At 64.2% G+C, this 19,790-nt stretch carries 18 protein-coding genes; 11 read left to right on the top strand and 7 right to left on the bottom strand.

All coding sequences use genetic code 11. The annotated features are described in order from the left end of the window. The first annotated feature begins 439 nt into the window (after positions 1–439). The 4 genes from ACQP2U_RS30575 to ACQP2U_RS30560 are packed head-to-tail and all read left to right on the top strand — an operon-like array spanning position 440 to position 2,148. Positions 440–889 carry an SRPBCC family protein gene (locus ACQP2U_RS30575; protein ID WP_433710643.1) on the top strand — a complete coding sequence of 150 codons (450 nt, stop codon included), beginning with the start codon at positions 440–442 and terminating at the stop codon, positions 887–889. Further along, positions 886–1,230 (top strand): ArsR/SmtB family transcription factor, encoded by a 345-nt coding sequence (locus tag ACQP2U_RS30570; RefSeq protein WP_433710642.1) that lies wholly within the window; start codon positions 886–888, stop codon positions 1,228–1,230. Before ACQP2U_RS30575 ends, ACQP2U_RS30570 begins: the two co-directional genes overlap by 4 nt. Positions 1,231–1,258: 28 nt before the next feature. Then, complete coding sequence (locus tag ACQP2U_RS30565) at positions 1,259–1,702, top strand: SRPBCC family protein (RefSeq protein WP_433710641.1); 444 nt, start codon at positions 1,259–1,261, stop codon at positions 1,700–1,702. 17 nt (positions 1,703–1,719) lie between these two features. After that, on the top strand, positions 1,720–2,148 hold the full coding sequence (locus ACQP2U_RS30560) for a nuclear transport factor 2 family protein (protein ID WP_433710640.1): 429 nt from the start codon (positions 1,720–1,722) through the stop codon (positions 2,146–2,148). Between the two features lie 79 nt (positions 2,149–2,227). Here the strand turns inward: ACQP2U_RS30560 and ACQP2U_RS30555 are convergent, their stop codons facing one another. Together ACQP2U_RS30555 and kdgD are read right to left on the bottom strand one after the other, a co-directional pair. Then, complete coding sequence (locus tag ACQP2U_RS30555; RefSeq protein WP_433710639.1) at positions 2,228–3,361, bottom strand: L-talarate/galactarate dehydratase; 1,134 nt, start codon at positions 3,359–3,361, stop codon at positions 2,228–2,230. 17 nt (positions 3,362–3,378) lie between these two features. Continuing rightward, on the bottom strand, positions 3,379–4,293 hold the full coding sequence (gene kdgD, locus ACQP2U_RS30550; protein WP_433710638.1) for a 5-dehydro-4-deoxyglucarate dehydratase: 915 nt from the start codon (positions 4,291–4,293) through the stop codon (positions 3,379–3,381). 261 nt (positions 4,294–4,554) lie between these two features. On the opposite strand from kdgD, the gene ACQP2U_RS30545 reads away from it, so the two are divergent. From ACQP2U_RS30545 to ACQP2U_RS30525, 5 genes are all read left to right on the top strand, one after another. After that, entirely contained in the window at positions 4,555–5,940 is a 1,386-nt protein-coding gene (locus ACQP2U_RS30545) for an MFS transporter (RefSeq protein WP_433710637.1), read from the top strand. 20 nt (positions 5,941–5,960) lie between these two features. Beyond that, entirely contained in the window at positions 5,961–7,067 is a 1,107-nt protein-coding gene (locus ACQP2U_RS30540) for a lactonase family protein (protein WP_433710636.1), read from the top strand. A 117-nt stretch (positions 7,068–7,184) separates the two neighbouring features. Next, on the top strand, positions 7,185–8,000 hold the full coding sequence (locus tag ACQP2U_RS30535) for a DUF4239 domain-containing protein (protein WP_433710635.1): 816 nt from the start codon (positions 7,185–7,187) through the stop codon (positions 7,998–8,000). Positions 8,001–8,061: 61 nt separating this feature from the next. Beyond that, positions 8,062–8,943, top strand: coding sequence for a hypothetical protein (locus tag ACQP2U_RS30530; RefSeq protein WP_433710634.1), 882 nt, complete (start codon positions 8,062–8,064; stop codon positions 8,941–8,943). 344 nt (positions 8,944–9,287) lie between these two features. Beyond that, positions 9,288–10,562: a cytochrome P450 gene (locus ACQP2U_RS30525; RefSeq protein ID WP_433710633.1), complete on the top strand. Its 1,275-nt coding sequence runs from the start codon at positions 9,288–9,290 to the stop codon at positions 10,560–10,562. A 63-nt stretch (positions 10,563–10,625) separates the two neighbouring features. On the opposite strand, the gene ACQP2U_RS30520 is transcribed toward ACQP2U_RS30525, so the two are convergent. The 5 genes from ACQP2U_RS30520 to ACQP2U_RS30500 form a co-directional block, all read right to left on the bottom strand. Beyond that, a complete protein-coding gene (locus ACQP2U_RS30520; RefSeq protein ID WP_433710632.1) occupies positions 10,626–11,915 on the bottom strand; it encodes a cytochrome P450 in 1,290 nt (429 codons plus the stop codon). A gap of 233 nt (positions 11,916–12,148) precedes the next feature. Then, on the bottom strand, positions 12,149–13,384 hold the full coding sequence (locus ACQP2U_RS30515) for a cation:proton antiporter (protein WP_433710631.1): 1,236 nt from the start codon (positions 13,382–13,384) through the stop codon (positions 12,149–12,151). A 36-nt stretch (positions 13,385–13,420) separates the two neighbouring features. Further along, positions 13,421–15,139, bottom strand: coding sequence for a 3-deoxy-7-phosphoheptulonate synthase (locus ACQP2U_RS30510; RefSeq protein ID WP_433710630.1), 1,719 nt, complete (start codon positions 15,137–15,139; stop codon positions 13,421–13,423). 40 nt (positions 15,140–15,179) lie between these two features. Then, complete coding sequence (locus tag ACQP2U_RS30505) at positions 15,180–16,667, bottom strand: NAD(P)/FAD-dependent oxidoreductase (protein ID WP_433710629.1); 1,488 nt, start codon at positions 16,665–16,667, stop codon at positions 15,180–15,182. A 620-nt stretch (positions 16,668–17,287) separates the two neighbouring features. Further along, positions 17,288–18,403, bottom strand: a complete 1,116-nt coding sequence (locus tag ACQP2U_RS30500; protein WP_433710628.1) for a hypothetical protein — start codon at positions 18,401–18,403, stop codon at positions 17,288–17,290. A gap of 270 nt (positions 18,404–18,673) precedes the next feature. Here ACQP2U_RS30500 and ACQP2U_RS30495 point away from each other — a divergent pair, with 270 nt between their 5' ends. After that, the gene (locus ACQP2U_RS30495; RefSeq protein ID WP_397032053.1) at positions 18,674–18,847 is read left to right on the top strand and encodes a hypothetical protein; all 174 of its coding nucleotides are present in this window, start codon (positions 18,674–18,676) and stop codon (positions 18,845–18,847) included. Between the two features lie 108 nt (positions 18,848–18,955). Next, positions 18,956–19,660 (top strand): PIG-L deacetylase family protein, encoded by a 705-nt coding sequence (locus ACQP2U_RS30490; RefSeq protein WP_433716623.1) that lies wholly within the window; start codon positions 18,956–18,958, stop codon positions 19,658–19,660. The last annotated feature ends 130 nt before the right edge of the window (positions 19,661–19,790 follow it).

Raw genomic sequence — 19,790 nt, 5'->3', positions numbered from 1 at the left:
CGGTAGTTACCTGGGCGGGGTGAGATTGTCTCCTGCGACAGTTGCCGAGGCGAGGGCGAGTGATGGTACTTCCGCCGCAGCGCAGCTCGTCAGGCGTTCATTATCGACGGAGAGTCAGACTCCATGCCCGGCTGCGGCTGCACTTCGCCGCCAACCTGGCGCTACTCGCCGAATATCCCCGACCTCTGCGGGCGCTGCCCAGCATCGGATGCTCGTCACCTGCTCGCCGCGCACCCCCGCATGGGCAGAGCCGCCCGGATACTAAACGCGGGTGATGGTGCGAGGCACCGGCGAAGCCTCGGCTGACCACGTGTGATGGGAGTGTCGAGGTGTTCTGCTGTCCGAGCCCCGGTCGACCGACATGCAACCGATGGTTGCGTGATTGTGGATGGTGGGCTAGCGTGATGTGCAACCAATCATTGCGTATGGAGGGAAGAGTATGGAGTACGGCAGCATCGAACGCGAGATCCACGTCGACGCCTCACCAGAGGTGGTCTTCGAGGTGGTCAGCAGCCCGGAACACATCTCGGAATGGTGGTCCGACGCGGCCGACTTCCAGGTAACTCCCGGCGCGGTCGGTGAGCTCGTCTTCGGCGACCGAGAACATGTCGCCCCGATAACCGTGCTGACCGTCGAGCGGCCCCGGCTGTTCTCGTTCCGCTGGTGCTATCCGGAGGGGTCCACCGACCTCGCCGACTCGCTGTTGGTCACCTTCGAGCTCACCCCGTCGGGCGCGGGCACCAGGATTCGGCTCACCGAGACCGGGTTCCGCGAGATGGGCTGGGAGGCTGCGAAGTTGGAAGAGACCTATCAAGACCACGCCTCCGGGTGGGACAGGTTCGTTCCGCAGCTCGGAGAGTACATCGCGCGATTGGTGTCGACCCGGTGACTACCATCGTCGACGACGACCTGTGGTCCGCGGTCGGGGATCCGACCCGTCGGCGAATGCTCGACCTGCTTCTGGCGGCCGGGGATGGCACGGCCACCAGCCTCAGTGAGCAACTGCCAGTGACACGGCAGGCCATCGCGAAACATCTGGGCGTGCTCGACCGCGTCGGTCTGGTGCACGCCACCCCCGCGGGGCGGGAACGGAGGTATCGGGTGGATGAGGCACAACTTGCCCGCGCGGTCGCGCAGTTGTCCTCCGTCGGGGCGGCATGGGATGCCCGGCTGCGGCGCATCAAGCGGATCGCCGAGGCGATTCAGCGCACAAAAGATCAGCAGAAGTGAAAATCCAACACTGGAAAGAGGATTCGAAATGGTGGATATCCTGCATCGAGTCGCAATCAAAGCGTCGACGCCCGAGGTCTATACGGCCCTGACAACGGTCGAGGGGCTCGCCGGTTGGTGGGCGACCAATACCGAGGGCAAAGGCAATGACATCGGCGGCGTTCTCCAATTCCGTTTCGACGCCGGCGGATTCGATATGAAAGTCGTCGAGCTCGACCCCGGCAAGCGCGTGCGCTGGGAGGCCGTCGAGGGCCCCGAAGAATGGGTCGGCACCCACGTCGACTGGAACCTCGACCAGGTCGACGACTACGCCGTCGTGCTCTTCAAGCACGAAGGTTGGCAGGAGCCGGTGGAATTCATGCATCACTGCAGCACCAAGTGGGCGGTTTTCCTGTTGAGCCTGAAGTCGTTGCTGGAGACCGGAAAAGGCGCGCCCGATCCGCATGATGTGAAGATCGACAACTGGAACTGACGCAGTAGAGTCGCAGTATGGTTCGGCCCGGGAACGAAGTCGACGCCCGCGAGATACTGCAGCGCTTTCGGCAGGCTGCCATCGAGCAGTCCGCCGAAGGTATGACCGGTCTCTATGCGGTGGAAGCGGTGCACGAGTTCCCGTTCACCAGACCGGGTGTGCCCGCACGGTTGGTGGGACGGCAGGAGATCGTCGACTTCATGGTCGCGAACTGGACTGTCAGCCCGTTGAAATACGAGTCCTATCGCACACTCGCGATACACGACACTGCCGATCCGAACACGATAATCGTCGAGCAGGAAGTGGTCGGAACGAGTTCCGCGACCGGCCCTTTCCTGCTTCCCAATATCGTCGTCCTCACCGTTAGCGGCGGCCAGATCGCCCACTTCCGCGACTATGTCAACGTCTTCGCCGCCGGCGAAGCCATCGGTCGCCCGATCACCTGAAGCGCCCGAATTCGACGGGTGATCACCATGCGCTGCTGGCGGCGAATGCTGCCAGGAGCGCATGGCGATCAACTGGGTTTCAGGAGTGAACGGTGTGTTCGGCGACGGTCCAGGCGCGGGCTTGGTCGCTGATGGTGATGCCGAGGCCGGGGCGCGATGACAGGTGCATGCGGCCGTCGGTGATGGCGAGGCGTTCGTTGAAGAGTGGGTCGAACCATTCGAAGTGTTCGACCCAGGGCTCGCGGGGGTAGGCGGCGGCGAGGTGGATGTGGATTTCCATCGCGAAATGTGGTGCCAGTTGCAGGTTTTGACTGTCGGCGAGCGCCATTATCTTCAGGAATTGGGTGATGCCGCCGACGCGCGGTGCGTCCGGTTGCACGATGTCCGCGCCGTGCGCGGCGATGAGTTGGGTGTGTTCGGCGACGCTGGTGAGCATTTCGCCGGTGGCGATGGCGGTGTCGAGGGTGGCGCCGAGTTGGGCGTGCCCGTCGAAGTCATAGGCATCGAGGGGTTCTTCGATCCATACCAACCCGAACGGTTCGAAGGCTCGGCACATGCGGCGGGCGGTGGGGCGGTCCCACTGCTGGTTGGCATCGACCATCAATGGCACTCGGTCGCCGAGCTTCTCGTGCACCGCCGTGAGGCGAGCCAGATCCACCGCGTGGTCGGGGTGTCCGACCTTGATCTTGATACCGCCGATGCCGTGTTCCAGTGATTCGGTTGCACGGTCGAGGACTTCTTCGATCGGTGCGTGCAGGAACCCGCCCGAGGTGTTGTAGCAGCGCACCGAATCACGGTGGGCACCTAGCAGTTTGGCCAGCGGCAACCCGGCGCGCTTGGCCTTCAGATCCCACAAAGCGACGTCGAAAGCGGCGATCGCCTGCACTGACAGCCCGCTGCGACCGACCGATGCACCCGCCCACATGAGCTTGTCCCAGATCTTGGCGATATCGCTGGGGTCCTCACCGAGTAGCGCGGGCGCGATCTCGCGGGCATGTGCGAACTGTCCCGGCCCGCCCGCGCGTTTGGAGTAACTGATGCCGATGCCTTCGAGTCCGGCCTCAGTGGTGATCTCGGCGAAGAGCACGGCGACTTCGGTCATGGGTTTCTGCCGACCGGTCAGCACCTTCGCATCGCTGATCCCGGTGGGCAGGGGCACGGTGACCGAGGAGATCTTGACGTTGGTGATCCGGTCGAGGATGGGTGAATCCATGGTGTGTTCCTTCGGGGTCAGGCGATCGTCTTCACGAGGGTGGTCAGCTCCGCGAGTTCGGCCTCGGTCAGGTCGGTGAGCGGCGGGCGGACCCGACTGGATGGTCTGCCGACCGCGGTGAGACCGGCCTTGATGATCGATACCGCGTAGCCGGGTCGGCGGTCGCGGATGTCGAGGTACGGGATGACGAAATCGCGCAGGTGCGTGTAGACGGTCGCGCGATCGCGGGCGCGGACCGCGTGATAGAAGTCGAGCGCGAACTCGGGGGCGAAATTGAAGATGGCCGAGGAATAGGTGGTCACACCCATTTCGGTGTAGGGGAGTGCGAAGGTTTCCGCGGTAGGCAGGCCGCCGATGTAGGTCAGCCGGTCGCCCATCCTGGCGTAGATCCTCGTCATCGACTCGATATTGCCGACTCCGTCCTTGAAACCGATGAGGTTCGGACTGCGCTCGGCCATCCGGGCGACCGTCACATCATCGCAGGCGGCATTGGCGCGGCTGTAGAAGATCACCCCGAGCGAGGTCGCGGCACACACCTGGGCCACATGTTCGACCAAGCCGTCCGGCGAGGCTTCCACAAGATAAGGAGGCAGCAGCAGGATTCCGTCCGCGCCAGCCGACTCGGCCGCGCGCGCCTGTTCCACCGCCATCCTGGTGCCCGCTGTCGCGGGCGCGATGACCGGGACCCGGCCACCGGTCTCGGCTACGGCGGCGCGCACCACGCGATCGATCTCCGCACCGGTCAGGGCGAAGCCTTCACCCGTGCCGCCGGCCGCGAACAGGCCAGCGACCTCATAACGGGACAGCCAGCCGATGTGATCCCGATAGGCCCGCTCGTCGAAGTTCAGTTCGGCGTCGAAATGGGTGACCGGGAACGAGAGCAATCCGCGCCCTAGCGCGGGTCCCAATTCCTCGGCGGAAAGCTGCGACACGGATATCCTCCTGGCAACGGAAATTGCTGATTTCTTGGAGATTAGGTCCGGCGCCCGATGCCGGTCCAACACTGTTTCGAAATCGACCGATACTCGAATGGCATCAGATCAGGCTGGGTGGGGTCCGACCCGCACCCGCTCGTTTGGGTATCGCTCAATACCGAATTGGTGTTCGACGGGTATCGCTTCGGCCCTTTAGCCTCCTTTCACACCCATTGCAGGGTGATCCGGCGCACACCGGCCGGTCACAGGAGGACAGTGATGTTGAAACGTGAGACCATGCCCGCCGATGGCGGCGCCCGCGCCATGGCGGCACCCACCGAACAGCGGCCGGAGCGTCGCATTCCCACGCGCTATCTGGTGCTCGGGCTGTTGTTCATCATCACCGCCGTCAATTACGCCGATCGCAGCAGCCTGTCGATCACTGGCAGCGCGGTCCGGTCGGATCTCGGATTTTCCACCGTCCAGCTCGGCTACATCTTCTCGGCATTCAGCTGGGCCTATGTCGTCGCGCAATTACCCGGCGGGATGCTGCTGGACAAGTTCGGTGCACGGCGCGTCTACGCGGCGAGCCTGGCATTGTGGACACTGGTCACCGCGGCCACCAGCCTCGTCGGTCTGATCACCACCCCGGTGCTGGTCGCATTGTCGATCGTATTCGGGTTGCGATTGCTGCTCGGCGTATTCGAATCCCCGGCATTTCCGGGCAATGCGCGGGTGTCGACCATGTGGTTCCCGACCGCTGAACGTGGCCGGGCGACAGCGGTTTTCAATTCGGCGCAGTATTTCGCGACTGTGATGTTCGCCCCGGTGATGGCCTGGGTCACCAATCAATTCGGCTGGCGCTGGGTATTCGTACTGCTCGGCGTGCTCGGCTTCGGTTTGGCGGTGTTCTGGTGGCGCTGGCTGTATACGCCGCGCGCACACCGCCGCGTCACCCCGGCCGAACTCGATGCGATCGTCGCCGGTGGCGCGCTGGTCGACCTCGATACGACCAAGGGCGAGAACGCGACTCAGCGCAAGCGACTCGATCGGCGCATGCTCGTGCGCGTCTTCTCCACCCGGCCGCTGTGGGGCGTCTATGTCTTCCAGTATGCGGTCAACGCGCTGACCTATTTCTTCATCACCTGGTTCCCGATCTATCTGAACAAGGGCCGCGGCCTGTCGCTGGTGCACGTTGGATTCGTCGCCGCACTGCCGGCATTGGCGGCCTTCATCGGCGGCCTGGTGGGCGGGATTCTGTCCGATGCCCTGTTGCGTCGCGGACGATCGCTGACGGCGGCGCGCAAAATCCCGGCGGCCGCGGGCATGTTGCTCGCCACACTTATCGCGCTGTCCAACTTCAGCGACAGCACCACCGTGATCGTGGCGATCTTGACTGTGGCATTCTTCGGCAAGGGCATCGGTTCCCTCGGCTGGGCGATAACCACCGATATCGCGCCGACGCAGGCGGTCAGCTTCGTGAGTTCCACCATGAATGCCTTCGGCAATATCGCGGGCATTGTCACCCCGATCGTCATCGGCTATCTGGTTTCTTCGACCGGTTCGTTCAATACCGCGCTGTGGTTCGTATCGGCACACGGGTTGCTCGCCGTCGTCGCCCTGATCGGTATGGGCACCATCCGACGTATCGAATTCGACGCCTGATCCGAAATCGGAAGTGTCCCATGACCATCAGATATGGCAGCGCATTCGGTAGCGCCGGAATCCTGCTCGCGGCGGCGCTTGCCGGATGCACCGCGGACCGTCCCGCCGCTCCCACGACGATCGTGTACGTATCGAATGCCGACAGTGCCGAGATTTCCGTGCTCCGGCTCGACAATGTCACCGGTGCGATTACTCCAGTGGATACGGTTTCGGTGTCGGGTAAGGTAATGCCGCTGACAACAAGCCGCGACCACCGCATTCTGTACGCATCGCTGCGATCGGCCCCGTATTCGGTTGCCACATTCGGAATCGACTCCGCGACAGGGAAATTGCGACCAACACCGACGGTTGCTCTCCCGGACAATATGGCCTATCTCTCGACGGACCGAACCGGACGCTACTTGCTCGCTGCCTCCTATACCGGGGACAAGATCTCCGTGAACGCGATAGATCCATCGGGTCGGATTTCGGCGGAGCCGCTGCAGGTGATCGCGACACCGCCGCATGCCCATTCGATCGTCGCCGATCCGTCCAATCGGTATGTGCTCGCGGCCGCACTCGGCGGTGATGTCATTCTGCAGTACCGCTTCGACGAGAGCACCGGACGATTGACGCCGAACGAACCGGCTTCCGTCGCAACCGAACCGGGCGCGGGTCCACGGCACTTGCTCTTCCATCCGAACGGCCGCTATGTCTACGCCACCAACGAACTGGACGGGACGGTCAACACCTACCGTTTCGACCCCGACTACGGCACACTGACCCTGCAGCACTCCGATTCGGTGCTGCCAGCCGATTTCGCGGGCGGCGCACCCGCCACCTCGGATCTGCACATCACGCCCGACGGGCGCTATCTCTATGTCGCCGAGCGAACCTCCAGCACAATCAAGGGATTCCGGGTGGCCGACACCACCGGCGCATTGACGCCGATCGGGTCCACGCCGACCGAGACCCAACCCCGTGGGTTCGCCATCGATCCCCGAGGCCGCTATCTGATAGTGGCGGGCGAGAAGTCCAATGCGATAACCCGCTACACGATCGACGCGAGTACCGGCGTGCTGGCCGCTGGCGACCACCTCGGCATCGGTCGTGATCCCAACTGGGTCGAGATCATCGATATGCCCTGAGCAGCAGCACCTTCCCGCGACACCGTCGTCCGCGACACGCGGAATGTATTGGGACACCATCCATCCGGGTCTCGGCACCGAATAACAGTTGATCGACGCCGCTGCTGGTCGCCCTCGGTGAGCAGCAGCGGCGCAGATCTGGTCGGTGTGTTTCGGGAGGTGCGTCGCCATATGCTGTTGATATTCATCGTGCCCGTCCTTGCGGCGATCATCGCGGTGGCCATCTTCGTGATCGGAGATCGACTGCGGCCGGATTCGTGGGTGTCGACCGAGGAGGAAGCCTCCGGGTCCCTCGTACTGGAATTGATCAACACGCTGTTTCTGGCGGTGGTCGCCTTCGTGGTGGTGATCTGCTGGCAGGAGTACGACAACGCGCACAATCACACCGTTGCCGAGGCCAAGGCCCTGGTGGACACATATTGGACCGCACATTCGATGCCGGATCGGGAACATCGCCAGATCCAGGGCCTGGTGCGGGATTACACCGATCAGGTCCTCACCCGGGAGTGGCCGGTTATGCAGGCGGACCGGCGGCTGAGTCAGCCAACGCAGGACACCTTCGACAGTCTGCGAGATGCCGTGGAGTCGATCAATAGCACCGATCCGGACGTCATGGATCTGCGCACGAGCGCGATGGCCAGCCTCGACGCGGCTGCCGAGGCGCGCCAGGACCGGGCCATGGACGCGAGTTACCAGATGCCCGTATTCCTTTACGCGGCTTTGTGGTTCGGCACTGTACTGCTGTTGTGTTCCGCAGTGCTGTCGGGGGTGGAGGTCACCAGGCGCAGTCTGCTGATGACCGCGCTGCTCGGCATCGTCGTCGGCACGACGGTGCTGGCGATCTACAACCTCGACCGACCGTTCTCCGGTGGAAACAGTGTCTCGAAGGACGCATTCGAATACGCCATGTCCCGCTACGAGCACATCACCTGACGGGTCGGCTCGAGACCTGCGGAGCTGCGACGGATGGGATATCGGCGACATGGCGTTTGTTGTGCAAAGACGAAGGGCCGCGGTGGCGGTGGCGGCAGCGGTGCCGTTATTCGTGGGAGGGCCCGCGACCGCCGATCCGACTGGGCCCGAGTGGTCGGTCATCGGTGATATCGCCACCGGGAGTGCTGCCCTCGACGCGACCGGGACCGGAAGTGCCGCAGCGGATTCCGGGAGTAGCGTCTACGGCGGCGTCTTGGCTCTGGAACCCAGGGGTGTCGCCACCGGCAGTGCGGCTCCGGGGACAGCGATGTCGAGCAATGTGAAGCAGGGCAGCACGACGACCGGCACAGCGGCCGTCGATATCGGAGCCGATGCCCTACCCGCTGGCGGGCGCGCGTATGCGACGGCCGGAGCGGGTGAGACGCTCGGCCTCGACCCCGGCAGCGTCCAATCCGCCTGCACGGGCAGTGCCGTAATCGGCAGCGCGACAATACTGCTCGGTCTGATGTCGGGCAGCGGCATAACCGGCTCCGGTTTGATCGGCACCGGTTCGCTCGGTTCGAGCGGATCCGGGCTCGGTAGTGTCGTGGTCGGCAGCGCGACGACCGGCAGTGCACTGCTGACCTGTCTGCTCCTACTTCCGGCCCCCGAACCAGCCGTACCCGGCATCCCCCTCCAGCTCGGCCCGCCGCCCGCGCCACCGGTACCCGCTTCGCCCGCACCAGCGCCCCCACCGGAATTCACCGCCGCCGCACCGGCACTCGCGACCGCTCCGGAAACGCCGATCCGCACCACCCCGCATCGACCACTGCCCGCGGCGGCCGAATCCGCTCCGGAGAATCCGATTGCCTGGAACCTGCTGGAGCTGGTGACGATCATGGTGGTCACCGTCCTGACCGTGGTCCGCAAGGTTGCTGTACGTCGCAACCGGCGAGCCGAATGACGCGCGCGGGCGTGGCCCCGATCTGCTGAGCCCGGGCGAATGATTGCTCGAACCGACGTTGGGGCTGCGCGTCTCATGGGCGGTGGCTATCATGACGGCGGACACTCAAGAACTGGTCTGGGGCAACGGATTTGGATCATGGGCACCGGCAGGTAACCATGACCCGCACCACACGGGCTGCCCAACGTGGGGCAGATCGGCACGACTGAAGCCGTGCGAGCAGTTTGTTCGTCATTCCGTTGTCATCAACCTGCCGAAGCTCGCTGCTCTGACATAACTGAGGCCAGTGCTGGGTCTGCTCGATTGTCAAGGTTCTTTAGTTTTCAAAAGTTCGGAGTTCATCTGTGGCAACGCACACGCATAACCCACCGGAATCACGCTCCTCGGTCGGTGGCTCACCGGGATTCGGTGCCGGGCCGCGCATCGTGATCTACACCCCTGAATTCGCCGCCGACCCGCACCGGGCCTACGGACAGATGCGCAAGAAGTTCGGTTCGCTCGTGCCCGTGGATCTCGCCCCGGGCGTACCGGCCACGCTGGTGATCGGCTACTACACCGCGGTCCGCATTCTGACCGATCCCGACCACTTCCCGGCGGATCCGCGGACTTGGGAGCGAAACATCCCGGCCGACTGCCCGGTACTGGGCATGATGAAGCGGCGGGAGAACGCCCTGCGCACCGACGGGCAGGAACACAAGCGCTATCGCGAGTCCACCAGCGCGGCGATCAATGACGTCGATCTGCTCGGCATGCACGCTGTGATCGAGCAGATCGCGATCCCGCTGATCAACAAATTCTGTGCCGACGGACACGCTGATGTGTTGCAACGCTATGTTCTTCCGCTGGTATTCACCGCGGTGAACACCATGCTGGGAGTCGACTCCGATATCGGCGCGCGGATCGCGGCGGCAATGGATGCCATGTTCGATGCCGGGGTCGAGGTCGGTGCGGGGGAGCGCATGCTGCACGAGGCGCTGCGGCTGCACGTCGATCGCAAGCGGGAGGAGCCCGGTGACGACATCACGACCCGGTTGATGCGTCACCCGAGCGGTTTGACCGATGAAGAGGTAGTCCAGCAGTTGGTGACGCATTACGCGATCGGGGTCGAACCGCTGGTCCATCTCATCGGCAATGCGTTGCGACTGATGTTGACCGACGATCGATTCGCCGCGGGCATGCACAGCGGTAGTCTGTCGACCCGCGATGCGCTGGACGAAGTGCTGTTCACCGACCCGCCGTTGGCGAACTACTGCATTTCCTATCCCCGTCAACCGATTCTGCTCAATGGCGTGTGGTTGCCCGCTCACCAGCCGGTCGTCATCAGCATGGCCGCCTGCAACAGCGATCCCACCATCAATGCGGTCGACGGGGTCGAACGTGACGGCAATCGCTCACATCTGGCCTTCAGTGCCGGACCACACATGTGCCCGGCACAGGATGCCGCCTATCTGATCGCCCAGGATGCGATCGACCAACTGCTCGATGCCCTGCCCGAAATCGAGTTGGCCGGCCCGGCCGCCGAACTCGGCTGGCGCACCGGGCCGTTCCACCGCGCGTTGACCGCGCTGCCGGTCGTCTTCCCGAAGTCCGCTCCGTTCCCGGAGTTTCCGCCTGCCTGAGATCCCGGGCCAGGGGCCGAGATCGCCGACCATCGACGATCTCGGCCCGCTGTCGGCCGACATCTACATGAGTTTCATCGGCGCGGACGGTGTGAAAACGACGGGGAATGCCGCCATCGCGCGATGGAAGGGGCCGGGCCGCCAGATCAGCTGATCCGCGGGCACCCCGAGCTGGATATCGGGCAGTGCGTCGAAGAGCTGATCGATGGCGTACTGAACCGTCAGGTACGCAACGCCTTTGGCCGGACAGGCGTGGGGGCCGGCGCTCCACGCCAGGTGTGAGCGGTTGCCGAGGCGTCGTCCGTCGGCGTCGTCGTCGCCGCGGATCGCCGGGTCGTTATTGCAGCCGGTGAGGCTGATGACGACCGGTTGGTCCGCGGGCAACCAGATATCGTCGACCATGATCGGCTGGCGCGGATAGGTCGTGCAGAAGTTCGCCATGGGCGGGTCGTTGAACAGAACCTCGTCGATCGCGGTGATCGTGGACAGGTTCCGTCCGAGGACATCCGCGCACTTGAACCGGTCGTCGGTGATCATCAGCAGCAGCGCGTTGGTGATCAGATTGCGCTGCGCTTCGAATCCCGCGCCGTAGAAGCTCATCAGCTGCGCGAAGATTTCCATGTCATCCAGGGCGACGGGGTGGTGTGTCAGCCGTGAGGTGACGTCGTCGCCGGGGTGTTCGCGTTTGAGCTGGATCAGCTCCAGTAGTGCCTCTTTGAGCATGACCATGCCCTGAGCGCTGCGGACCGTGTCGAAGCGCGCTGCCATGCCGTTCGCGACACGCTGCCCGATATCGGGTGGGCAGCCGACTATTTGGTTCAGGACACCGAGAACGAGCGGAAACGCGTACTGGGTCACCAAATTGGCGTTTCCAGCCTTGCAGAAGGTATTGATCAGCGGGATCGCGATCTGCTCGATGATCGCGGGCAGTCCGTGCACATCGATTCCGTCGATGCTCGCGATGGAGGGTTCCCGATAGCGGATGTGGGTAGGCCCGTCGTTGTTCCGTGCGGCCGGGAGCCAGGCCATCATCGGCCGTACCGGGCAGTCCTCGGGGACGGTCTTCTGCCAGATGCGCGGGTCGGCGGGGAAGTGGGTGGGGTCGTTGAGGATTCGCACCGCGGTCGCGTAGCCGATCACGAGGGTGGCCGGCACTCCGGGGGCCAACTCGATCGGAACCAGCGTGCCGTACTTGCGCCGCATCTCCTCGTAGGCGTGGTGCGGATCGGCGACGAACTCCGGGGTGTACAGCGGAATCCGCTCGCCGGTTATGGTCGATGATCCGTGCTGAACTGGGCAAACTCCGGTCGTGCCGGTGTGCGGATCGGACGTGGGGGTGTGCGGTGTGGTCAAAGACGTTACTCCAAACGGTGGAACAGAATTCGACAAAGACTGAATCAATGAGCGCGGGCAGGTTCCTCGAGTAAGGGTCAGCGGTGCGTCGTCGAGCGTTCGAAACGACACACCCTTCCTAGGACCTTTCCGGAACCTGGCGACTCGCCCACGCTAGCAACATAGCAACGCGCAGTCCGCGACGCCCGGGGAACCTGCTTGCGACCCGGTTGGCTCGAGCGTGTCGTCGACGACTATTCAACCGCACCGCCCACGGGCAACCGGTTGACCGACGCGGCTGAATCGCCCCGTGACGTTTCGTGGACACCGATCAGCCGCAGTAGTGGCGCCGTCATCGCCGTTGTCACCAACGCCATTACGACCAGTATCGAATACAATTGTGGGCCAATGAGTCCGGTGCTGAGGCCGACATTGAGTATGACGAGTTCGGTCAAGCCACGAGTGTTGAGCAACGCTGCCAATGCCGCTGCCGATCGCGATGTCAGACCGGTCAGTCGCCCGGCCAAATAAACACTGCCGAGCTTCCCCGCGACGGCCACCACCATGATCACGACCAACTCGCCGATGGCGGCCCGATCGATCGCCCCGAGGTCGACCGCGAGTCCGGCCACGACGAAGAATCCGGGCAGCAGCACCAAGCTCAGAATCCGGGCACCGGATTCGACTGCTTCGCGTCGAGCGCGCGGGAACACCACGCCGAAGGCGAACGCGCCGAATATCAAATGCAGTCCGATCCATTCGGTTATCGCGCCGAGCAACAGCGCGCCGCCGACACCGATCACGATCATTGTCTGCTCAGTGCCCGCGGCGGCGATTCGCGCCAATGTCGGGCGCACGATCCACCACGTCACCACCACAACCGGCACCAGCAGCGCCAGTCGCCACTGACTGCCCATGCCAGGGTGCGCGACGGCCAGCACGACGGCCAGTGCCGTCCAGGCGAAGATATCGACCAGCGCCGCACAGGCGAGGCTGAGCTGACCGATTCCGGTGCGTGTCAGCCCACGGTCCTGCAGGATCCGGGCGAGTACCGGGAAGGCGGTCACCGCGAGCGCACAGCCGATGAACAGCGTGAAGCTGGGTAGGTCGCCGCTGCGGTGGCGCGCGAGCGCGGTCGCGGCGATGCCGCAGCCCAAGATGAATGGCACGGCGTAGGCGGCCACCGATACCGCCGGGATAGACCGTCGGCTGCCCGCGAATACGCCGCGGTCGAGTTCGAGCCCGGCGACGAACATGAATACGGCGACGCCGACATTGGCGAGCAGGGTCAGATACGAGCGGACCTCGTGCGGGAACAACATGTCCGACAAATGCGGCCCCAGCACCGTCGGGCCCGCGAGTATTCCGGCGGTGATCTCCCCGATGACCGCGGGCTGGCCGACGCGTTCGGCCAGCCATCCCAAGATCCGAGCCGCCGCCATGATGAGGGCGAGATCCATGAGGACCACGACGATTTGACTACTTGGCACTTACTTCTCCCTGGCGGTTCGACGGGCTGCCTGCGATCAACTTGCCCACATCGCGCTCAGTGTGGTGATGACACAGTGCAATGCCCGTCCGGCATCGAGCCCGGTGTCGAGGTGACTTCGGGGTTCAGTGTCGACGTGCAGCCCAGCCGGTGCGGTGCCGGTGGTCCGGCAGGCGTTGACGTAGGCGTGGATCGCAGCGGCCGGATCGTCGGCATGCATCGGATCGCACATCCAGCCCACCGGGGTAGCGCACCGGGTAGCCGCCTCGAACAACGCGGGAAGCGCGGCGGCGGTCCGGGTGCCGGATAGCGCCGGGATAAGCGTGAGCCGACCGGGCCGACGCGTGGGATTCAGGTACCGGCACAGGAATTCGACATCGTCCGGCGTCGCGGTCGGTGCGAGGGTTACCGCCAGCGGGTTGCGTACCTGAGCGGCGAAAGACAAGTGTTGGGAGGTGAATTCGTGGCTTCGGTCGCCGATCCACAGCAGCTGGGTCGAACGGTCCCACTCTTGCCGGGGCTGCTGAGGCCGAGTCGCATCCGCCTCGCATGACCGGACCGTGCGCGAGATATGCAGGGGTGCAATAGAACTGTACAGTTCGCGGGAGCCTGAGGGTGCGCTTGCCGCGATCGGGAGCATCGAGGCGACCTCGACCAGCAGATCGCGTACCACCGACGGCGGGTAGCGGTCCGCGGCGCCGCGCAGCATCTGCGCGCAGAGTGCGATAGGCGGGTTCGCGAGGCGCCAATATTCGAGCTGTGCCGCGGCCCAACGGTATTTCCGGTCAGCGGCCATGGTGTCGAAATCGGTGGGTATTCGGCATGTTTCGCTGTCATATCGCAATTGGCCGATGGTCACGATCGGCAAATCGAGGCCGTGGTTCAGCACGGCGGCAGCACTGATCGCCAGCGCACGGCGGGCGGGCAATGCCGCGATATCGAGGGCACCGTGGGCTCGGGCGCCGAGATGTACAGCGAAGGCGCGTCCGCGCGCCGCAGCGGCCAAATCAGCAGTGAGCGAGTCACATTCGCGTGGATGGATCAGTTCCGGCAGCGCTCGCGAACACGGCCCGTCGGTGTGCGGCGATTCGGTATCGCAGCCACTCGGGCCTGCCGTCGAGGGCTCGGTCGCTCGTGATCGGGGGTATTCCGGCTCATCGGCCCAACTCAGATCCTCATCCGAGATGGGAGCATGTTCCGGTGGCACGACGCTGGGATTGAATACCTCGCGGATATAGCACAGCGGTCTCTGATCTCCGAGCATGATGACATACGCCTTCGCCGCGCAGAGGCGACCATCGGGCCATCGCGTGAGGCCCGCCCGGAGCACATGCCGTCGCTGGGACACACCCCGCGAGATCAAGCCGCGCCCGATCGGCACGTGCACATCGTCGGCGCCGGCCGCGGCCGCGGGGCCGCTCACCGCGACGACATAGTTGACCGATGCGGTCACCATATCGGCATTGATCAGACATGAGCGCCGGACGATGACACGGTCGGGGCCGGCCAACCGCAGTGCCTCGGCGACGGCAGGGGGCAACTGCTCGGCAGCGAGTTCATCCTGACGCAGCACCCGTATCTGGAGATCCGTGCCGAGTATGGCCTCGAGTCTTGGCTGGGTGAAGCCGTCGCTGGCCAGCAGCATCCGGGTGACTGGATGACCGAATTGCGCGATCTGCTGTGTGGCTGTCCGGGAACCCGAACCGCCGACCGGGAAATCGCCCGGCGGCTCGGGGTCGGAGCGCGTGATAGTCATAGTGTCCGACTTCGCGCTGTGGTTTTCACGAAGGCCGGAACTAGAGCACGGGGACGTCCGCCACATTCGGTGGCAGCACCGGACGTGCGATGGCCGCGACCTCCGCAGCGTCGCGGGGCCGCGTGGTCAGGCCGAGTACCGGTTCGGTGGTAATTCGCACATCGTCGAGCACCGTATCCGCCAGCGGGTCACGCCAGTGGTCCCAGACGACCGACATATCCAAGTGACCCATGTACTCGAGGTTGGCCGATTCCGCGTGCAGTTTTTCGGTCTCGCTGAGTTCGGAGGCGATTGTGTCGGTTGGCGTGCGCCCTTGCTGTCCCGAGGATTCGTCCACATCGGTGAGCCCGGCCATGATCCGGGTGAACGACACCTCCGGAGTGTCACCGTCGTGCGTCTCGGTGAGTTTGTCCGCGTGCGAGAAGTATTCGTCGGAACCGATGTACTGCTCGTACATGCGCGAGACCAGTACGAGGAACCGTGAGTAGGCCCGTCGGGCAGTGTGCTCGTAGAAGGCCATCGCGTCGGCCTCGCTCATTTCGCCACGCAGGGTGGTCGCGATCGCGGCCGCGGCGACGAGCCCGCCGTAGGTCGCCAGATGCACGCCGGTGGACAGCAGCGGATCGAGGAAGGCCGCGGAGTCACCGACAAGGGCGTAGCCCGGACCGGAGAACCGGTCCGACACATAGGAATAGTCCTGCTCGGCTTTGACTTCGGCGACCTGCTTCGCGCCTTCGAGCAATGCGCTCATGGCCTTGCTGTCACGAATCGTATTGAGGTAGTAGTCATCTCGACCCTGCTCGCGTAGTCGCTCGCCCGCCTTTCGGGCCGAAACGACGTAGCCGACGCTGAACCGGTCATTGGACAGCGGGATGTGCCAGAACCAGCCGCCCTCGGGTGTGGACACGACGTTGATCGCGCCTTCCGGGCTGTCCGGGTGCAGGTGCGCGCCTTCCCAATACGACCAGACCGCGACATTGCGGAAGGCGGGATGCTGCCGACGCATGTTGAAGCGTCGCTTGGCCAGCAGGCCGTATCGTCCCGATGCGTCGACGAGAAAATCGAACTCGGTGGTCTGGGTGCCGTTGGCGCCGGGGCCGGTCCATTCCACGGCTACCGGGCGGTCACCATCGAAAATCACGTTCTCGACATTGGCGTTCTCGATCACCAACGCGCCTTGGTCGGCGGCATTGCGCAACAGGATATCGTCGAATGCGTCGCGCTCGACCTGGTAGGACCAGGCTTCGGCATCGACGAGCTGGGACCAGTCCAACAGCCAGTTATCATTCTGCCACTGGAAATAGCCGCCCCGTTTGATCTGGAAGCCATGCGCCGCGACCTTGTCGAACGCGCCGGAAAGGCGCAGGGTCGACAGGCACGATGCGAGCATCGACTCGCCAATGTGATACCGCGGGAACGTATCTCGTTCCAGAAGCGTCACGCGGATTCCTGCTCGAGCCAGCAGAGCTGCGGTTGTCGACCCCGCTGGGCCGCCACCGACAACGAGGACATGCGGATCGTTCGCCATTGCACACTCCTTGGAACAGCGGACACCGACACGGACTGTGCGTCCACATCGGCAACCGAACCAACTCCGGTCCCACGGTGGTGGATCAACCCGGACCGAGGCGTCGCCGTCCGTTAGCCATCCGTGGCGACGCCCTCGTCAGATTGTAGCGGCAACAGTCGAATCATCAACCGCCGGAGTCGATTTGGAGTTCCCAGACAATCGGTGGTAACCGGTGTCTGAAGGGTAGCCGATACCCCGAATCGGACCTTTGTGCCGGCCCGCCCTCACAGAGCACGCCTGGGCGGGTATCGGATGCGGCCGCGCGGTGTCCGCGAATGCATATCAGCGCAGCGCTTTTCGTCGAGACCGTGCGCCGCGATCGGAGGGAATCGCCTGGGCGTGACAGGCGAGGCTGTTCGCTGTCGCTTGGCATCACCCCGCTCTGTCGGCAAATTCAGAGTAAAGCCCAAATCAGGTCCGCGCGAGGCGTTCGCAAAGTTGACTTCTGCGGTTGGCGAGCTCCGAGCGGCGAGCAATATCCGGATTGCGCTGGGGTGGAAGCCATTTGCCGACGGCAGGTGCCAGCAACGCGGGTGCGAACTGTCAAGTGGGCACCCGCGTCAGCTGATCGACGTGCCTCAGTCGGGTGTCTGCTCGTCGTCGCGTGCCACCGCGACCGTGGCCTCGGCGGCGATTCGGGCGACCTCGGGGGTGCATCGTCCGAGACCGCATGCGGTGGCCACGCCGAAGGCATGACGACCCAACGCCTGCTCGAAAAGCGCACGCGCTCGGTCGCTGTTCTCGACAGAATCCGCCGAAACCACGCCTGCGATCACTGGCCAGTCGGTCGCCAGTGATCGCAAGGGAGCGTAGAAGCGCGGCTCGAGTGGTGCGGGCTCGGCGCCGTACGCACACGGAATATGGACCGGGGGCAGTGGCGTGCCCTGCCTATCCAGTAGTCGCGCAGTGCGATTGAGCAAACCGACCGCGGGAGCCAGACTGCGTGGGGCCAGCAGGCTCTTGTGCTGATAGTCGCCGTAGCACAGGTGCACGGTGGTTTCCGCACCGATCTCGTGCAGCCGTCCGAGGACGCTGGCGAGCTGACGCGCCACCAGCGGGGCCAGCGCCCACCGCGAACCCAGTTGTGTCGCTTTGACCATGCTCAACAGTGCGAGCGGGGACTCCAGCTGCCAGCTGATCCGGTCGCCGTGACGAGCGACTACCTCCGATACCTCCTGCACCATCGCTTCGGCGAACACGGGCAGCTGCCGCAACGCGGCAACCGTGAGATCGGAGTGCCGCAATGCCTTTCCGACCGGCAGTCCACCGGATACGGCTGCGCCCGCGAATGTAAACATTGCGAGATCGAGTGGATTCGGCAGGCTTATCTGAACTCTTGTCTCGGCCAATTCCGGTCGTTCGCGCTGCAATGACTCGAAGGCCGCCACTACCGCATCGATGCGCTCGACCCGGTCCATCGAAACATGCTGTGTTTCCAGCTTGCGGCCTGACCGGAGGCCGTAGCTGGGGAAGTCGCTGTAGTCGGCGAACCCGCCTTCCTCGACGATCTCGAAGACATCGGAATGCTGCTTGCGTGTCCGCAGGTAGTCGATGATCCAGTCGGGGTCGAGATCGCATGGCAAAGCGGTAACCGGCGAGCCTGCCGTGCGATCGGCAAACCATTGCAGGACAGCTTGATCGCCTGTCATCAGGTCCGCTGGAAGACTGCCGACATAGTGTGCGTACCTGGTCATGGATGGTTCCTTAAGGTTCGAAATACATGCGAGCGGTCAGCCAATAGTGGCGCAGGTGCGCGGAGCCGACAACTTCGACGTTTTCCGTTGTCGCACTTGGCGAATTCGGAAATCGGGACGGGCTGTCAGGATGCTGAGCAGAGCTCAGGGTGAACCCTGATCTTCACCCGGATATTGGTGCTGAGCTGGTGATTTATCAGCGCCCGGCTGTCAGCATCGAGGTGTCGGATCGTCGGATGACGGTTCGCCCGAGATCTTCTGGAGGCTGGCATGTTGTGGAAAATCATCGGTGTCGTAGCGGTCGTGTGGATCGCGCTCGCCATCATCGGTGCGTTGATCAAGGGGCTGTTTCCGATTCTGGTGATCAGCGCGGTCGTCTTCGGGTTGTACCTGCTGTACAAGGCGGTCGCGGGGTCGGACAACTCCTCCGTGAGCAAGCTGTAGCGGCCAACTGCGGGGCCCGCCGGGACTCGGGCGTCGCGGTTTCGCCAGAGGTGGGCCGTGCGGAGCGCACGGCCCACCCGCGTTCGAACATCTGCTTGAATGACCTGTGTGGAGCAGGTTCCCGAGGATTGGCAGCGCGGTCTCGTCATCGTGGCGCATCCGGACGATATCGAATACGGTGCGGCCGCCGCGGTGGCGCGCTGGACGGGACAGGGCAAGGACATTCGCTACGTCCTGGTGACCTCCGGCGAGGCCGGGATCGCGGGCATGGCCCCCACCGAGGCAGGACCGCTGCGCGAGTCCGAGGAGATCGCCGCCGCCAAAGTGGTCGGGGTACACGAGGTGGAATTCCTCGGTTATCCGGACGGCCGCGTCGAGCAAACCTTGGCGCTGCGCCGAGACCTGGCCGCCGCGATTCGCCGTCATCGTCCGGAATTCGTGGTGCTGTTCAATTTCGGCGACAGCTGGGCTCCGGGCTACGTCAACAGCGCCGACCATCGCGCGGTCGGCCGCGCCGCCCTCGATGCCATATCCGATGCGGGCAACGAGTGGATCTTTCCGGAGCTCACCGAAACTCCGTGGTCGCCCCGGCTGGCCGCGGTGGTCGGGCCGAGCGCCACGCACGCCGTCGACGTCACCGACACCATCGAACAAGCCGCCGCGTCATTGGCCGAGCACCGCCGCTACCTCGAGGTGCTCAGCTCCGAGCCGGTCGCGGACCAGGTGCGCGCGGTCGTCGACATGGCGACCGCCCCGAAGCCCGGATTTCCGGCCGCGCGCGCGGTCGGCTTCGAGCTCTACCACTTCGGCTGACCGCTGTGATCGAAGTCACCTCTACTGTCGTAGCCGAGTCCGCTTTCGCGAAAATGTCGCGCAGATCACGCCCACTGGTTCTGGCTGGATCGATCGCAGGTGGTCGGGGCTATTGCTGTGATAGCGAGCG

Source organism: Nocardia sp. CA-084685, from assembly GCF_050955785.1.
Taxonomy (GTDB): Bacteria; Actinomycetota; Actinomycetes; order Mycobacteriales; family Mycobacteriaceae; genus Nocardia.
Note: the sequence above shows the minus strand (reverse complement) of the source record. Positions and strands in the feature narration are given on the sequence as shown.

What these genes read in the sequence shown, in the direction of transcription:
- ACQP2U_RS30575 (WP_433710643.1), top strand. Translation starts at nt 440, where the DNA reads ATGGAGTACGGCAGCATCGAACGCGAGATCCACGTCGACGCCTCACCA.
- ACQP2U_RS30565 (WP_433710641.1), top strand. Translation starts at nt 1,259, where the DNA reads ATGGTGGATATCCTGCATCGAGTCGCAATCAAAGCGTCGACGCCCGAG.
- ACQP2U_RS30560 (WP_433710640.1), top strand. Translation starts at nt 1,720, where the DNA reads ATGGTTCGGCCCGGGAACGAAGTCGACGCCCGCGAGATACTGCAGCGC.
- ACQP2U_RS30555 (WP_433710639.1), bottom strand. Translation starts at nt 3,361, where the DNA reads ATGGATTCACCCATCCTCGACCGGATCACCAACGTCAAGATCTCCTCG.
- ACQP2U_RS30545 (WP_433710637.1), top strand. Translation starts at nt 4,555, where the DNA reads ATGTTGAAACGTGAGACCATGCCCGCCGATGGCGGCGCCCGCGCCATG.
- ACQP2U_RS30540 (WP_433710636.1), top strand. Translation starts at nt 5,961, where the DNA reads ATGACCATCAGATATGGCAGCGCATTCGGTAGCGCCGGAATCCTGCTC.
- ACQP2U_RS30510 (WP_433710630.1), bottom strand. Translation starts at nt 15,139, where the DNA reads ATGACTATCACGCGCTCCGACCCCGAGCCGCCGGGCGATTTCCCGGTC.
- ACQP2U_RS30505 (WP_433710629.1), bottom strand. Translation starts at nt 16,667, where the DNA reads ATGGCGAACGATCCGCATGTCCTCGTTGTCGGTGGCGGCCCAGCGGGG.
- ACQP2U_RS30500 (WP_433710628.1), bottom strand. Translation starts at nt 18,403, where the DNA reads ATGACCAGGTACGCACACTATGTCGGCAGTCTTCCAGCGGACCTGATG.
- ACQP2U_RS30495 (WP_397032053.1), top strand. Translation starts at nt 18,674, where the DNA reads ATGTTGTGGAAAATCATCGGTGTCGTAGCGGTCGTGTGGATCGCGCTC.